The sequence below is a fragment of the Streptomyces venezuelae genome, from assembly GCF_008642355.1.
Lineage (GTDB): Bacteria > Actinomycetota > Actinomycetes > Streptomycetales > Streptomycetaceae > Streptomyces > Streptomyces venezuelae_B.
Genome location: NZ_CP029193.1, coordinates 4,158,102 through 4,173,005 on the forward strand (window position 1 = coordinate 4,158,102; position 14,904 = coordinate 4,173,005).

A 14,904-nucleotide genomic window follows, 5' to 3' on the forward strand; every position below is an offset into this window, starting at 1 on the left:
AGAGGCCCCCAACGGCTGGTTACTGCTTACCGCACAGCGGGACCAGCTTCTGCTCATCCTCGGAGAGGCTGGGGCCGGGTGTGGGAGTCGGTGCGGTCTTGGACTTGTTCTTGTCGGTCGGGTTGTTCTTGTCGTTCTTGTCGGTCCTGGCGTCGCCACCGGGGGAGGAGGTCGGGTCCGGGGACGGCGCGGTGCGCAGTCCGGTGGAGCCGCCCGCTTCGCCCTCGCCGGTCTTGGCGTTGTTCTCGCGCTCGACCTCGCGACGCTCGGCGTCCTTCTTGCACGCGGTGGCCTGCAGGCTCAGCTCGTCGATCTTGCTCTTGGCCTCGTCGAGGCTGTCCTCGACGATGTTGGCCTCGACCTGCTTGCGCTGGTACGGCGGCAGGTACTTGAGTTCGACCTCGGGGTGATCCTTCTCGACCTTCGAAAGGCTGACCCACGCGAGGTCCTGGTCGATACCGCGGTACAGGGCTACGTGCTCGTCCTTCGTGCCCACGTAGTACTGCGTCTGGGTCCAGCGGTAGCCGCCGTAGAGACCGCCGCCGATGACGGCGAGAGCCAGCACTCCGTAGAGCGATCTCTTGAGCCACTTGCGGCCGCCGCCGGGCTTCACGAAGTCCTCGTCGCCGTAGGCGCCGAAGCTGCCCTCGGGGGCGTACCCCGTGGTGTCCCCGCTGCCGGGTGGGCCGAAGCCGCCTCCGCCCTGGGGGGCCTGCGGCGGCACGGGACGGCCGAGGCCGGACGCGCGGCCCGCGGGCGTCTGCATCGCGCCGTCGTCCTGCGACTGGAGCTGGTTCTCGGCGACAGCGCCGACGACCACGGGGGTGTCGGACAGCTGGCCCGCCAGGGTGTCGCCGCTGTCGATGTCCAGGACGTCGGCGACGATCACGGTGATGTTGTCGGGGCCTCCGCCGCGCAGCGCGAGCTGGATGAGCTCCTGCACGGTCTCCTGGGGGCCCTGGTAGGAGGCGAGGGTGTCCTCCATGGTCTGGTGGGACACGACTCCGGAGAGGCCGTCCGAGCAGATCAAGTACCGGTCGCCGGCGCGCACTTCGCGGATCGAAAGATCGGGCTCCACGTGGTCGCCGCTGCCCAGCGCCCGCATGAGGAGCGACCTCTGCGGGTGGGTGGTGGCCTCCTCCTCGGTGATGCGGCCCTCGTCGACGAGGCGCTGCACCCAGGTGTGGTCCTGTGTGATCTGCGTCAGGACGCCGTCCCGCAGGAGGTACGCGCGCGAGTCACCGACGTGCACGAGGCCGAGGCGCTGACCCGTCCACAGGAGAGCGGTCAGGGTGGTCCCCATGCCTTCGAGCTGGGGGTCCTCCTCGACCATCACGCGCAGCTGGTCGTTGGCCCGCTGCACGGCGGTGCCCAGCGACGTGAGGATGTCCGAGCCCGGGACGTCGTCGTCGAGCGTGACGAGCGTCGAGATGACCTCGGAGCTCGCCACCTCACCCGCGGCCTGGCCCCCCATGCCGTCGGCGATCGCGAGGAGACGCGGGCCGGCGTAACCGGAGTCCTCGTTCCCCTCCCGGATCATGCCCTTGTGCGATCCGGCGGCGAAGCGCAAAGACAGACTCATGCGCACCTCGCCCGTCGGCTCCGGGTACATCCGCACGGTGCCCACCCTCCGGTCGGGAGCGCGCCGGCGTCCAGTGCCTGGACCGCCGTTTCGGCTCGCTCGCTCCGCTCGCGCTCTGTCATGACGTAGTACTACTTCCGCAGCTCGATGACGGTCTTGCCGATGCGGATCGCCGTGCCCAGCGGAATGGGCGTCGGGCTGGTGAGGCGGGTCCGGTCGAGATACGTGCCGTTGGTGGACCCGAGATCCTCGACGATCCACTGACCGTCACGGTCCGGGTAGATCCTGGCATGCCTGCTGGAGGCGTAGTCGTCGTCCAGGACGATCGTGGAGTCGTGCGCACGGCCCAGCGTGATGGTCTGGCCCTGCAGCGCGACCGTCGTCCCGGCGAGGATGCCCTCGGAGACGACCAGCTTCGTGGGGGCGCCGCGCCGTGAGCGGCCACCACCGCCCTGCTGGCGCTGCTGCGGAGGTGCGGCCTGCTGCTGGCGGGCGGCCTGCGGGGGCCGCTCGCGCCGGGAACCGCGCTGTGTGACGCGCGTTCCGAACAGGTCGCTGCGGATGACCTGGACGGCCACGATCACGAACAGCCACAGAACGGCCAGGAAACCTAGCCGCATGACCGTCAGGGTCAGCTCTGACATTGCCCCCGCTTCACCCTTCGGCTTGCCGGTAAACGATGGTGGTTTGGCCCACGACGATCCGCGAGCCGTCGCGGAGCGTAGCGCGGGTGGTGTGCTGCCCGTCTACCACGATGCCGTTGGTAGACCCGAGATCCTGGATCGTCGAGGGCGTTCCGGTCCGGATCTCACAGTGCCGACGGGATACGCCGGGGTCGTCGATCCGCACATCGGCGTCGGTGCTGCGACCCAGCACCAGCGTCGGGCGGGAGATCTGATGGCGATTGCCGTTGATCTCGATCCAGCGCCGCACCTGGGCGCCCGGAAGTGGTCCGGCACCGGGGCCCGCGGGCCTGTTCGGAGCCGGGGACTGCCCGCCGGGGCGACCCGCGCCGGGTGGCGGCGCGGCGGGCATGGGAGGTGCGCCTCCGGGAGCGCCGGACGGCGGCTGCGGATAGCCTCCCGCGGCCCCTCCGCCGCCACCCGCGCCGCGGCCGGGAGCCGCGGGGCCGCCGGGGGCCGCGGGGGCGCGCTCGGGAGCCTGGGAGGTGCTGGAGGCCAGGGTGCGGCTGCGCACGCGGTACAGACCGGTGTCGAGGTCCTCGGCCTTCTCCAGGTGGACCTTGATGGGCCCCATGAAGCTGTACCGCTGCTGCTTCGCGTAGTCACGCACCATGCCGGAGAGCTCGTCGCCGAGCTGGCCCGAGTACGGACTGAGTCTTTCGAAGTCGGGGGCGCTCAGCTCGACGATGAAGTCGTTCGGGACGACGGTCCGCTCGCGGTTCCAGATCGTCGCGTTGTTGTCGCACTCCCGCTGGAGTGCGCCGGCGATCTCGACGGGCTGGACCTCGGACTTGAACACCTTGGCGAAGGTGCCGTTGACCAGACCTTCGAGTCGCTGCTCGAACTTCTTCAGGACTCCCATGGGGCACCTCCTCCGTCGTAGTCATCCTGGTACTGCTTACTGATCGTATCCACGCGCCGGGAAATCGGCTGGTTCCCCCTGTCCGCCCAGTCGACGAGTGTCGCCTCTCACAAGACATGCCCGCACCAGCGCCCAAGGATCCTCCGGGACCCCTGATCAAGCCCTGATTCCGGCCTCGGAACCCCTTACGGGCAGCTGCTCGGGACGTCTGCTCGAGCCTCCTTTTACAAGGGATCGTAGAGGGGGCCCGAAGCCAGTGTCCCGCACCTGGCTGTGGACCTCGCCGAGCCCGGCCGGGAGCTCGGCCGGGAAGAGGTGAATACGGGACCGGGGTGCCGGGCGGGTCAGGTCCGGTCCATGGGGCGGGCGAGCCCCGCCCGAGGCGCGCGCGAGGCTTCTCGTGCCGGTTGCCCGCCGAATACGGATGTGAATCCACCCGCTGCAGCGTGCTAATCTTCTGGATGTCGGCAGGCGCTCGCACCACACAGTGAGAGACCCAAAGACAGCACCCATGCGCGGGTGGCGGAATAGGCAGACGCGCTGGATTCAGGTTCCAGTGCCCGCAAGGGCGTGGGGGTTCAACTCCCCCCTCGCGCACAATGAGGAAGCGGCCCTCCTCCGGACGAAAGTCCGGAGGAGGGCCGCTTCTTTTTGCGTCCGCCTCTGCGCGCGTCAGGCAGGCCGGTGATGTATGTCACCGAAGTTATCCACAGGCTCTGACGGTCGTCGACGAGCGGCGGTACCTTCGAGGCCGGATTCGGGGACGGCCGACGGTCGGCGGGGGGCGATGAACATGGTGGAGCACGGCGGGAGGATTCCCGGGCAGCGTGGCGAGCGGCTTCCGCGGGTGCGGGGGTTCGCCGAGTGGCCCGCGCAGGGGTCGCCGAAGGCGGAGGGCAAGGCGGTGCGGCGGCGGGTGCCCCGTGCCGCGCACGCGGAGTTCGAGGCGGACGGTGCGCGGCCCGATGCGGTGTCCGCCGTGGAGGAGTCCAACCGCGGTCGGCTTCCTGAACTCACGCCGATCCGGGTCGGCAGGATGACGGCGTCACCGTTCGCGTTCCTGCGGGGGTCCGCGGGCCTCATGGCGTACGACCTCGCACGCACCCCGGCAACCGGTATCGGCGCGCAGATATGCGGGGACGCGCATGCGGCGAACTACGGGTTGTACGCGGACGCGCGGGGCGGCCTCGTCATCGATTTGAACGACTTCGACGAGACGGTGCACGGCCCCTGGGAGTGGGACCTCAAGCGCCTGGCCGCGTCCCTGGTGCTCGCGGGGCGCGAGGCGGGGGCGAGCGAGGACGCCTGCGAGGAGGCGGCGCTGGACGCCGTCGGGGCCTATCGCCGCACGATGAGGCTGCTCGCGAAGCTCCCGGTCCTCGACGCGTGGAACGCCATCGCGGACGAGCAGCTGGTCTCGCACACGGACGCGCGTGATCTCCTCGGCACCCTGGAGCGGGTCGCCGAGAAGGCGCGGCTGAACACCAGCGCCCGCTTCGCGGCGAAGTCGACGGAGAAGGTCGTCAGTGGGGACGGCGCCGAGGGACGGCGCTTCGTCGAGGCGCCGCCCGTGCTGCGGCGCGTGCCGGACGCGGAGGCCGCCTCGGTGGCGGCGGCACTCGGTGAGTACAGGAGCACGCTGACGGAGGACAGGCTGCCGCTCCTCGCGCGGTACGCGATCCAGGACGTGGCGTTCCGTGTCGTCGGCACGGGCAGTGTCGGCCTGCGGTCGTACGTGGTGCTGCTCCTCGACCACCGGGGCGAGCCGCTGGTGCTGCAGGTCAAGGAGGCGCGGCCGTCCGCGCTGCTGCCGCATCTGCCGGTGGCCGGCTTCAAGGCGCCGGAGACCGAGCACGAGGGGCACAGAGTGGTGCTCGGGCAGAAGCGGATGCAGGTCGTCAGCGACTTCCTGCTCGGGTGGACGACGGTCGGCGGGCGGCCTTTCCAGGTACGGCAGTTCAGGAACCGCAAGGGCAGCGTCGACCCCGCCGAGCTGGCCGCGGGCCAGCTGGACGACTACGGCCGCATGACCGGCGCCCTGCTGGCCCGCGCACACGCGCACAGCGCGGACCCGCGCCTCATAGCGGGGTACTGCGGGAAGAACGAAGAGCTGGACGAGGCGATGGCGCGGTTCGCGACGGCGTACGCGGACCGTACGGAGGCGGATCACGCGCTGCTGGTGCAGGCGGTCAAGGAGGGGCGTGTGCCGGCGGAGTCGGGGGTGTGACGGCGGAGAGTCGGGCGTGGCGTGGGCGGGTTTCCTGGGCCGGGCCTTGTGTGGCCTAGGCTGGACGAGTGACGACCCCGGAAGCCGAGCCGACGCAGCCCGAGACGCCTGATACTCCCCCGGAGGGAGCGCGGCAGCCGGGTTCCGAGGGGCGGCTCAAGGACCAGCTGAAGGCGCGGCTCAGGGAGAGGTCCGAGGCGCGGTCGGAGGGGCTGGGAGCGCCGGATGGCCGCGACGGGGCGCAGGCCGCCGAGGAACCTCCCGCGGAACGGCCCGAGGAGCGGCTCGAAAGGGCCGTGCGCGCCGCCGAGCAGGCACTGATCGAGTACGAGATCGCGCTGGAGACCTTCCGCGTGGAGGTGGAGAACTTCTCCCGCCTGCACCACCAGAAGCTCGGCCCGATGTACGCGCGCCTCGACGAGCTCGACGCGCAGATCGCCGAGGCCACCGCCGCCCGCACCGGCGACCCGGAGGACCGGCGCAAGGCGGAGGAGGCGCGGGCGCGGGTGATGCCGATGCCCGGAGTCGAGGAGTTGTTCCACGGCTGGATGGACGGCGACGGGCTCTACCCCGAGGCCGCCGCGATGCTGACCGAGCAGTCCGTGCGGCCACCGCAGCGGGTACGCCCCGGCGAGGAGGCCCGCAAGCTCTACCGCGAGCTGGCCCGCAAGGCACATCCGGACCTGGCGCAGGAGGAGGGCGAGCGGCAGCGGCGTGAGGAGTTCATCACGCGGGTCAACGCCGCGTACGCGCGCGGTGACGAGGCGATGCTGCGGGAGCTGTCCGAGGAGTGGGCGGCGGGTCCCGTCCCCGTGGAGCAGCGGCTGACGCGCAGCGAGGAGCTGTACGCCCGGCTCGAGTGGCTCGCCCAGCGCAAGGAGCTTCTGACGGTCCTCGCCAAGGAGCTGGAGGAGAGCGCGATCGGCGGCATGCTGCGGCTCGCTCCCGACGATCCGGACACGCTGCTCGACGAGATCGCCGAGCAGCTGCTCGCGCAGGTCTCCGAGCGTGAGGCGGAGCTGGCGCGACTGCGCGCCTGACGGGGTGTGCGACTGCGCGCCTTACGGGGGGTGTGCCTTCGGGTAGCGTCGGGGGCATGGTTTTCGGATCTCAGGTGCCCACGGTCGGTGTCGACGACCTCACGAGTGGCGACTTTCTGCTGGACGTCCGTGAGGACGAGGAGTGGCAGGCGGGCCATGCCGCGGGTGCGCTGCACATCCCGATGAGCGAATTCGTCGCGCGGTACGGCGAGTTGACCGAGGCCGCGCCGCAGGACGGCAAGGTCAACGTCATCTGCCGGTCCGGCGGGCGCTCCGCACAGGTCGCCATGTACCTGGGGCAGCAGGGCATCGAGGCGTTCAACGTCGCCGGTGGCATGGAGGCGTGGGCGGCCTCGGGGCGGCCCGTGGTGGACGCCAAGGGGCAGCCGGGCACCGTGGTCTGACCGCGCGCGGTCAGCCGAGTGCGTGGGCGGCCAGCAGGTCGCCCAGCGTCTCCTCGTGGGCGGCCGCCGGGCCGAGGGAGAGCTCCAGCTGTTTGGCCCAGGCGTGGTAGCGGTGCAGGGAGTAGTCGGTGTCCGCGCCGAAGCCGCCGTGCAGGTGCTGGGCCGTCTGCACGACCCTGCGTACGCCGTCCGAAGCCCAGATCTTCGCCACGGCGACGTCCCCGGTCGCGGGCAGGGCGCCGTCCGCGCCGGTGCTCACGCGCCAGGCGGCCTGCCAGAGGGTGACCTCCATCGCGCGCAGGTCGATGTAGCGGTCGGCCGCTTGCACGGCCACCGCCTGGAACGTGGCCACGGGGTGGCCGAACTGTTCCCGCTTGCTGACGTATTCGCTCGTCATGCGCAGCACGCCCTCGCCGAGCCCGAGCGCGAGCGCACAGGTCCCGGTGGCGAGCAGGTCGCGCAGCCGGTCCCACGCGCCGTCGGCCTCGATGACGTCGGACGCGGCGACGCGCACGGCCGCCAGGCGGAGCTCGCCCAGACGCTCGCCACTGGTGGAGATCTGTTCGGCGATGGTCAGGCCGTCGTGGGGGCGGGGGACGAGCGCGAGGACGGTGTGGCCTTCGGGGGTGTGAGCGGGCACGATCACGAGATCCGCGTTCTGCACCCAGGGCACGCCGGTCTGGAGCCCGTCCAGGACCCAGCTGTCGCCGTCGCGCTGCGCGGTGACGGCGAGGTCGGCCGGGTCGTGGCCGGTGCGGCCGTTGGCGGCGACCGTCAGGACCAGGTCGCCGCGCACGACCGAGGGCAGCAGCCTCCGCTTCAATTCGGCGCTCCCGTCGGCCCGGATCGCGAACGCGGCCGCGCTGCTCTCCAGGAGAGGCACCCGGGCGAGCACCTTCGCGGACTCGCGCAGCACCAGGCACAGGGCGATGACGTCCAGGCCCACGCCGCCGTGTTCCGGAGCGACGAGTACGCCGAGGAGGTCGGCGTCGGCGAGCCGGGACCACAGGGCGCGGTCGAAGTCCTCGGCGACGGCACCGGGGGTGAGGGCGGGACTGGGCACCCCGTCCGGCTCGACGTCCGCGAAGAGCGCCTTCGCCGCCTCGACCACGGCCTGCTGTTCCTCGGTGAAGGTGAAGTCCACTGCTCGTCCTCCCGCGCCCCGGTCGGCCGACGTATCCGTCGCCTCTTCCGCCTCTTCGTATCTGACGGAGCGTCAAGATAGAACAGGTTCTATGGGAAGGGAACAGGCAGTGGGGCGCGGCCGGGGCGGGGAGGGATCGTAGAGCGGGGCAGTGACGAGGGTCCTTGGCGCGGGTCAGCGGTCGAAGTCCAGCTCCACGGTGTCCGTGGCCGGGCGGGACTGGCACGCCAGCACATACCCGGCCTCCGTCTCCTCCGGCTCCAGCGCGAAGTTGCGGTCCATCCGCACCTCGCCCGAGACGCAGAAGGCCCGGCACGTGCCGCACACCCCGCCCTTGCAGGCATACGGAGCGTCGGCGCGGTTGCGCAGCACCGTCTCCAGGAGGGTCTCACCGGGCTGCACGGGCCAGGTGCCCGAGCGGCCGTCCAGGGTCGCCGTCACCGTGCTGTGTGCGGGTGCCGGGGTCGAAGGGGCCGAGGCGACGGCGACGGCGCCTCCGTCGTCCACGTGGAAGATCTCCTCGTGGACCCGGCGGCGCGGGACGCCCAGGGCACGCAGCGTCCGCCCCGCACCCTGCACCAGGCCGAACGGCCCGCACAGGAACCAGCCCTCGATCTCCGACACGGGCAGCAGCGCAGGCAGGAGCTGCGAGAGGCGTTCCTCGTCGAGCCGTCCGGAGCCGAGACCCGCCTGCTGCTCCTCGCGGGACAATACGGTGACCAGCTGGAATCGGTCGGGCCACCGGTCCTTGAGGTCGGCGACCTCCTCCAGGAACATCGTCGACGCGGCGGTGCGGTCGCTGCGTATGAGACAGAAGTCCGCCTTCGGCTCCCGCTCCAGGAGCGTGGTGACGATGGAGAGCACCGGTGTGATGCCGCTGCCGCCGACGATCGCCGCATAGCGCCCGGGGGCCGGGTCCAGCGTGAACCGCCCGGCCGGCGTCATCACGTCCAGCTCGTCGCCGACTGAGACTTCCTTGAAGGCGTACGTGGAGAAGGCGCCGTCCTCGACGAGCCGCACCCCGACCCGCAGAAACCGGGGCTCCTCGGGGGCGTCGACGGGCGGTGCCGCGCAACAGATCGAGTACGTACGCCGGATCTCCGTCCCGTCCGCGAAGCGGCGGATGGCGAGGTGCTGGCCCGGCGTGAAGCGGTACTCCTCGCGGAGCGGTGGCGGCACGTCGAACGTCAGCGTCACGGAGTCGTCGGTGAGCCGGTCGACCGCCGCTACCCGGAGCGGGTGGAAGCGGGCCATCACAACTCCTTGAAGTGGTCGAAGGGCTCCCGGCAGGAGGCACAGCGGCGCAGTGCCTTGCAGGCCGTGGAGGAGAAGCGGCTGAGCAGTTCGGTGTCGGTCGAGCCGCAGTGCGGGCAGCGGATCGACAGGCTCAGCGGAACGGGTCCGCCGGCCGCGTGGGAACGCGGGGGAGCTATGCCGAACTCGGCCAGCTTGCGGCGCCCCTCGGCGCTTATGTCGTCGGTCGACCAGGCGGGGGAGAGCACCGTGCGCACCGCGACCTCGGCGACGCCGTGGTCGTGCAGGACCTGCTCGATGTCGGCGGACATGGCCTCTATCGCGGGGCAGCCCGTGTAGGTGGGGGTCAGCTCGACGTCGACCTTGCCCGGGGCGAGGACCCGCACGCCGCGCACCACGCCGAGCTCGGCCAGCGTCAGCACGGGCAGCTCGGGGTCGGGCACCGAGCCCGCGAGGGCCAGGAGCTCCGCCTCCAGCGCGGTGGGCGCGGTGGTCACCATGACGCCCCCGGGTGGCTGCGGTGCAGGTGCTGCATCTCGGCGAGCATCCGGCCGAACGACTCGGTGTGCAGGCCCTCGCGGCCTGCGCCCGCTGTCCACGCGCCGGTCTGCGGGCCCTGCGGCACGGTCAGGGTCGCCCGCTCGACGACTGAGGTCACCGACGCGGTCCACCGCTGCTGGATGGTCGGCCAGTCGGCGTCCAGTCCGGGCACCGGCTTGAACATCTCGCCGGTGAACCGCCACAGGGCGTCGACGCCCTTCTGCATCCGCTGGTGGCTCTCGTCCGTGCCGTCGCCGAGCCGCAGGGTCCACTGCTCGGCGTGGTCCTGGTGGTAGGCCACCTCCTTGACGGCTTTCGCGGCCAAGGGGGCGAACGGGCCGTCCCCGGACGCCAACTCGGCGTACAGCAGCGACTGGTAGGTCGAGAAGTAGAGCTGGCGGGCGATGGTGTGGGCGAAGTCGCCGTTCGGCTGCTCGACCAGCTGGAGGTTGCGGAAGGAGCGCTCCTCGCGGAGGTACGCCAACTCGTCCTCGTCCCCGGCCATGGAGAGCAGGAGGCGGGCCTGACCGAGCAGGTCGAGGGCGATGTTCGCCAAGGCGACCTCCTCCTCGAGGACGGGGGCGTGCCCCGCCCACTCCCCCAGCCGGTGGGAGAGCACCAGCGCGTCATCGCCGAGGGCCAGGGCGGGGAGGAGGACCGCGGCGTCGGTCGAGGCGGCGGGCGGGGTGGTGGCCGGGGTGGTCACGGAGGCTCGGGAGCTCACAGGTGCTTCACCCCTTCCGGGATTTCGTAGAACGTCGGGTGGCGGTACGGCTTGTCGCCGGCCGGTTCGAAGAAGGAGTCCTTCTCGTCCGGCGAGGACGCGGTGATCTCGGCGGACGGCACGACCCATATCGAGACGCCTTCGCTCCTGCGCGTGTACAGGTCGCGGGCGTTGCGCAGCGCCATCTCCGCGTCCGGCGCGTGCAGGCTGCCCGCGTGCGTGTGGGAGAGCCCGCGGCGGGAGCGGACGAACACCTCCCACAGCGGCCAGTCGGTCGTGCTGCTCATGCTGTCGCCTCTCCGTGCTGTGTGGCCGTGCCCTGCGCGGGCGTCTGCTTGCGCGCGTAGGCAGCGGCTGCCTCGCGGACCCAGGCGCCCTCCTCGTGGGCGCGGCGGCGCTGGGATATGCGCTGGTCGTTGCAGGGGCCGTTGCCCTTGAGGACGTCCCAGAACTCGGTCCAGTCGATGGCCCCGAAGTCGTAGTGACCCCGGGACTCGTTCCACGCCAGGTCCGGGTCGGGGAGCGTCAGGCCGAGGGATTCCGCCTGGGGGACGCAGATGTCCACGAAGCGCTGGCGCAGCTCGTCGTTCGAGTGGCGCTTGATCTTCCACGTCATGGACTGCTCGGAGTGCGAGGACTCGTCGTCGGGCGGGCCGAACATCATCAGGGACGGCCACCACCAGCGGTCCACCGCGTCCTGGGCCATGGCGTGCTGCGCCTCGGTGCCGCGGCTGAGGGCGAGCAGCGACTCGTACCCCTGGCGCTGGTGGAAGGACTCCTCCTTGCAGACGCGGACCATCGCCCGCGCGTACGGCCCGTACGAACACCGGCACAGGGGGACCTGGTTGGTGATCGCCGCGCCGTCCACGAGCCAGCCGATCGCACCCACGTCGGCCCAGGTCAACGTGGGGTAGTTGAAGATCGACGAGTACTTCTGGCGGCCGGAGTGCAGCTTGTCGAGCAGTTCGTCACGGCTCGCGCCGAGGGTCTCCGCCGCGCTGTACAGATACAGGCCGTGGCCGGCCTCGTCCTGCACCTTGGCCATGAGGATCGCCTTGCGCCGCAGGGAGGGGGCGCGGGTGATCCAGTTGGCCTCCGGCTGCATGCCGATGATCTCGGAGTGCGCGTGCTGGGCGATCTGGCGCACGAGGGACGCGCGATACGCGTCCGGCATCCAGTCGCGCGGCTCGATGCGCTCGTCGGCGGCGACCGCCGCGTCGAAGACGGCCTGGTACTCCGCTGCGCGCGCGGCAGGGTCCGCGGCGGGCGCGGCCTCGTCCGGCTCCGTGCCCGCCGCCTGGTGTGCGGCTGCTGTCGCCATCTCGGTCCCCCTCGACCTGTGAGCGAACCGCCCGACCGATCGTTCGGTTCGTTGAATTCAATGGTGCGGTCCTCCGCCATAAGGTGTCAACCCTGTGGATAACTTCACGGACGCTGTGCGTGGTGGGCAGGCGTGAGTACCGTTCCGGCGGCAGGGTTCGGTGCGGGAACGGGGAACGGGGCGGAATGGACCGGAACGACGAGGGCTCCGGTGAGGGGCCCGGTGAATCTGTCGGGGCCGAAGCGGGTGGCCCGGAGGCCGAGCGGCCGGTCCGGGTCGGGATCGCCGGGCTCAGGCTCGGCTACCAGATCGCCGCCGCGTGCGCCCTCGCCGTCGTCGCCGCGGCCGCCTGCGTCCACGTGGCCATGCTGTTCCTGCACGTCGCGCCCTCGAACACGCTGACCAAGCAGCACGGGGACGTGGTCGACGAATGGATCTACCCCGAGTTCGAGCAGAACTGGAAGCTCTTCGCGCCCAACCCGCTCCAGCAGAACGTCGCCGTCCAGGCCCGTGCGGAGCTCCGCACGGCTGACGGGGGCGTGCGGACCACCGACTGGTACGGCCTCTCCGCCATGGACGGTGCCGCCATCGACGGAAGCCTGCTGCCCAGCCACACGCAGCAGAACGAACTCCGCCGCGCCTGGGACTTCTACGTGGGCTCGCACGACTCGCAGAATCGTCCCGTCGGCCTGCGGGGCCAGCTCTCCGAGCGCTACGTCCGCCGCATCGCGTACATGCGGCTCGACCGCGAGGAGCCGGGACGCGAGGGCGACGAGATCGCCCGTGTGCAGTTGCGCTCGAAGACGACCAACGTGCGGCCGCCGAAGTGGAGCGACGAGAAGGTCTCCCTCAAGCCCACGTACCGGGTGCTCCCGTGGTGGACGGTGGAGCCGGACGACCTGCCGCTCGCCGAAGGAAGGGGCCGCGTGGACGCCGATACGAAGAGCCACGCAGGCGTCGGTACGAAGGGGCGCGCGGACACCGAAGCGGAGGGTGCTGCCCGATGAGCCGCTTCGAGCACCCTCTGGCGCGGGGCCTCAGCAATGTCACGGGCTTCGCCCTGGGGCCGTACCAGACCGCGGTGATCCGTATCGGATTCGCCGGCACCTGGCTGTTCTTCCTGCTGCGCGAGCTGCCCCACCGTCACGAGATGTACGGGCCCGACGGTCCCTGGAACTGGGACATGGCGCAGCAGCTCATCGCGAACAACGGTGCCTTCACCGCGCTGATGTGGTCGGACGGGCACCTCTGGTTCGAGATCGTCTACGCGGTGGGCATCCTCAGCAGCGTCCTGCTGCTGCTCGGCTGGCACACGCGCGCGATGTCCGTGCTCTTCATGATCGGGGTGCTGTCGCTGCAGAACCGCAGCATCTTCATGGGGGACGGCGGTGACAACGTCATCCACCTGATGTCGACGTATCTGGTCTTCACGCGCTGCGGCCAGGTCTGGTCGCTGGACGCGCGGCGGGCGGAACGCGCGCGTGAGGGCGGGCAGGACCCGGCCGGTCCTGCCGGGCCCGTCCTGTGGTGGGTGCTCGGGCTCGCATTGTCCGTCGTGACGTTCATGGGGGAGCTCAGCGGTGGCTGGCTGCTGCTCTTCTGGGGGCTGTGGCTTGCGCACGGCCTCTGGTGGGCCGTGGGGCGGCGGGCCCCGGGGAGCGAGCTGCGGAAGCTGCTCGATGTCGTGGCCAACCTCGCCCACAACGCGGGCCTGCTGGTGATCATGGTCGAGGCCTGTCTGATCTACGCGACCGCCGGCTGGTACAAGATCCAGGGGAGTCGCTGGCAGGACGGCACGGCCGTGTACTACCCGCTGAACCTCGACTACTTCTCCCCGTGGCCCGCGCTCTCCGAACTGCTCTCGTCCCACGGCATCATGGTGCTCCTGGTGACGTACGGAACGGTCGCCGTACAGGTGGCCTTCCCCTTCGCCCTCTTCAACCGCCGGGTCAAGAACGTCCTGCTCGTGGCCATGATCGTCGAGCACTCCGCGATCGCGGTCGTTCTGGGGCTGCCGTTCTTCTCGCTCGCGATGATCGCGGCCGACGCGGTGTTCCTGCCGACGTCATTCCTGCGGCGGCTCGGCCGGTGGGCGGCACGCGTGCGTGAAGGGGCGTTATCCCGGCTTCCGCTTTCTCGCGGCAGTGATGTGCCGGAGCAGCGGTCCGGTGACGCCGAGGGTTCCGCGAAATTCGTGGGGACTGGGGACTCCGCCAGGTCTGCGGATTCCGGGGACGCCACCGAGTCCATGGCTTCCGGGGACTCCGTGGCCGGGGCGCGGGGCGAGGAACCCACCGGCCCCGCCCACGTAGGCTTCACGCCATGAACAGGACGGACGGGGCGGACCCCGAGGGCGCCGTGCGCGCCTGGCGCGGGCTCGCCGATACGTCCGTGCTGCTGGACGGTTTCCACGCGGTCAAGCACGCCCTGCGCTTCGACGCGCGGGTGCCGGTGGCGCTGACCAGTGACCGGCCCGCTGTCCTGGCCCTGGCGGATGAGCTCGCGCCGGATGTGAAGGACGCGCTCGACGAGCTCCTGACCCAGGTCCCGGACGACCGGCTGCGCGCCCTGGTGCCGCGGCTGCATCCCACGGCCATGGCCGCCCTCGCGGTACGTCCTTCGCGCGCGGCCAACCTGGAGGCGCTGCGGAGGCCGTCCCGGTCCGCGCCGGTCGTCGTGCTCGACGATCCGCGCAACCTGGGCAACGCCGGCGCGGTGATCCGGCTCGCCGCCGGGTTCGGGGCGACCGGGGTCGTGACGACCGGCACGCTCGACCCATGGCACCCCACCGTGGTGCGGGGCGGCGCGGGCCTGCACTTCGCGACCGCCGTGGAACGCGTGGAGGTGGCGGACCTCCCGCCCGGCCCTGTCTTCGCGCTCGACGCGGAGGGCGATGACATCAGGGGGCTGAAGCTTCCGGACGACGCCGTGCTCGCCTTCGGCTCGGAGCGCAGCGGGCTGTCGGCCGCACTGCGTGAGCGCGCGGACCACCTGGTGTCCCTGCCGATGCGCCCGCAGGTGTCCAGCTACAACCTGGCGACGAGCGTCGGCATGGCGCTCTTCCACTGGTCGGCGGGCAGGCCCCCGGGGCCGGAGGCCTGACCCGCCGCGCGTCATGCGAGA

At 71.2% G+C, this 14,904-nt stretch carries 15 protein-coding genes and 1 tRNA gene; 7 read left to right on the forward strand and 9 right to left on the reverse strand.

Annotated features, from left to right (window positions below; translation table 11 throughout):
* Window positions 1-19 precede the first annotated feature (19 nt).
* The 3 genes from DEJ47_RS19255 to DEJ47_RS19265 form a co-directional block, all read right to left on the reverse strand.
* Window positions 20-1,582: a Stp1/IreP family PP2C-type Ser/Thr phosphatase gene (locus tag DEJ47_RS19255; protein WP_190415461.1), complete on the reverse strand. Its 1,563-nt coding sequence runs from the start codon at window positions 1,580-1,582 to the stop codon at window positions 20-22.
* Window positions 1,583-1,713: 131 nt separating this feature from the next.
* Window positions 1,714-2,226, reverse strand: coding sequence for an FHA domain-containing protein (locus DEJ47_RS19260; protein ID WP_150169989.1), 513 nt, complete (start codon window positions 2,224-2,226; stop codon window positions 1,714-1,716).
* 10 nt (window positions 2,227-2,236) lie between these two features.
* On the reverse strand, window positions 2,237-3,127 hold the full coding sequence (locus DEJ47_RS19265) for an FhaA domain-containing protein (protein WP_150169991.1): 891 nt from the start codon (window positions 3,125-3,127) through the stop codon (window positions 2,237-2,239).
* Between the two features lie 513 nt (window positions 3,128-3,640).
* Between DEJ47_RS19265 and DEJ47_RS19270 the strand changes: the two genes are divergently transcribed.
* The 4 genes from DEJ47_RS19270 (at window position 3,641) to DEJ47_RS19285 (ending at window position 6,798) form a co-directional block, all read left to right on the forward strand.
* Window positions 3,641-3,724: transfer RNA gene (locus DEJ47_RS19270), tRNA-Leu, on the forward strand.
* Between the two features lie 196 nt (window positions 3,725-3,920).
* Window positions 3,921-5,354 (forward strand): DUF2252 domain-containing protein, encoded by a 1,434-nt coding sequence (locus DEJ47_RS19275; protein ID WP_223828410.1) that lies wholly within the window; start codon window positions 3,921-3,923, stop codon window positions 5,352-5,354.
* A gap of 68 nt (window positions 5,355-5,422) precedes the next feature.
* Window positions 5,423-6,394: a hypothetical protein gene (locus DEJ47_RS19280; protein ID WP_398336235.1), complete on the forward strand. Its 972-nt coding sequence runs from the start codon at window positions 5,423-5,425 to the stop codon at window positions 6,392-6,394.
* Window positions 6,395-6,468: 74 nt separating this feature from the next.
* Complete coding sequence (locus tag DEJ47_RS19285; RefSeq protein WP_150175736.1) at window positions 6,469-6,798, forward strand: rhodanese-like domain-containing protein; 330 nt, start codon at window positions 6,469-6,471, stop codon at window positions 6,796-6,798.
* Window positions 6,799-6,808: 10 nt separating this feature from the next.
* Here DEJ47_RS19285 and DEJ47_RS19290 read toward each other — a convergent pair whose 3' ends face one another.
* The 6 genes from DEJ47_RS19290 to paaA all read right to left on the reverse strand — a co-directional run bounded on the left by DEJ47_RS19290 (window position 6,809) and on the right by paaA (window position 11,781).
* The gene (locus tag DEJ47_RS19290; RefSeq protein WP_150169995.1) at window positions 6,809-7,942 is read right to left on the reverse strand and encodes an acyl-CoA dehydrogenase family protein; all 1,134 of its coding nucleotides are present in this window, start codon (window positions 7,940-7,942) and stop codon (window positions 6,809-6,811) included.
* A gap of 174 nt (window positions 7,943-8,116) precedes the next feature.
* Complete coding sequence (locus tag DEJ47_RS19295) at window positions 8,117-9,196, reverse strand: 2Fe-2S iron-sulfur cluster-binding protein (RefSeq protein ID WP_150169997.1); 1,080 nt, start codon at window positions 9,194-9,196, stop codon at window positions 8,117-8,119.
* On the reverse strand, window positions 9,196-9,696 hold the full coding sequence (paaD, locus tag DEJ47_RS19300) for a 1,2-phenylacetyl-CoA epoxidase subunit PaaD (RefSeq protein ID WP_150169999.1): 501 nt from the start codon (window positions 9,694-9,696) through the stop codon (window positions 9,196-9,198). Before paaD ends, DEJ47_RS19295 begins: the two co-directional genes overlap by 1 nt.
* Window positions 9,690-10,442 (reverse strand): 1,2-phenylacetyl-CoA epoxidase subunit PaaC, encoded by a 753-nt coding sequence (paaC, locus tag DEJ47_RS19305; RefSeq protein WP_150175737.1) that lies wholly within the window; start codon window positions 10,440-10,442, stop codon window positions 9,690-9,692. The genes paaD and paaC overlap by 7 nt, the downstream gene beginning before the upstream one ends.
* A gap of 14 nt (window positions 10,443-10,456) precedes the next feature.
* Complete coding sequence (paaB, locus tag DEJ47_RS19310) at window positions 10,457-10,747, reverse strand: 1,2-phenylacetyl-CoA epoxidase subunit PaaB (RefSeq protein ID WP_150170001.1); 291 nt, start codon at window positions 10,745-10,747, stop codon at window positions 10,457-10,459.
* Window positions 10,744-11,781: a 1,2-phenylacetyl-CoA epoxidase subunit PaaA gene (gene paaA / locus DEJ47_RS19315; protein WP_150170003.1), complete on the reverse strand. Its 1,038-nt coding sequence runs from the start codon at window positions 11,779-11,781 to the stop codon at window positions 10,744-10,746. The genes paaB and paaA overlap by 4 nt, the downstream gene beginning before the upstream one ends.
* A gap of 185 nt (window positions 11,782-11,966) precedes the next feature.
* Between paaA and DEJ47_RS19320 the strand changes: the two genes are divergently transcribed.
* The 3 genes from DEJ47_RS19320 to DEJ47_RS19330 are packed head-to-tail and all read left to right on the forward strand — an operon-like array spanning window position 11,967 to window position 14,883.
* Window positions 11,967-12,788, forward strand: a complete 822-nt coding sequence (locus DEJ47_RS19320) for a DUF5819 family protein (protein ID WP_223828411.1) — start codon at window positions 11,967-11,969, stop codon at window positions 12,786-12,788.
* A complete protein-coding gene (locus DEJ47_RS19325) occupies window positions 12,785-14,107 on the forward strand; it encodes an HTTM domain-containing protein (RefSeq protein WP_150170005.1) in 1,323 nt (440 codons plus the stop codon). The genes DEJ47_RS19320 and DEJ47_RS19325 overlap by 4 nt, the downstream gene beginning before the upstream one ends.
* On the forward strand, window positions 14,104-14,883 hold the full coding sequence (locus DEJ47_RS19330) for a TrmH family RNA methyltransferase (protein ID WP_150170007.1): 780 nt from the start codon (window positions 14,104-14,106) through the stop codon (window positions 14,881-14,883). Before DEJ47_RS19325 ends, DEJ47_RS19330 begins: the two co-directional genes overlap by 4 nt.
* The last annotated feature ends 21 nt before the right edge of the window (window positions 14,884-14,904 follow it).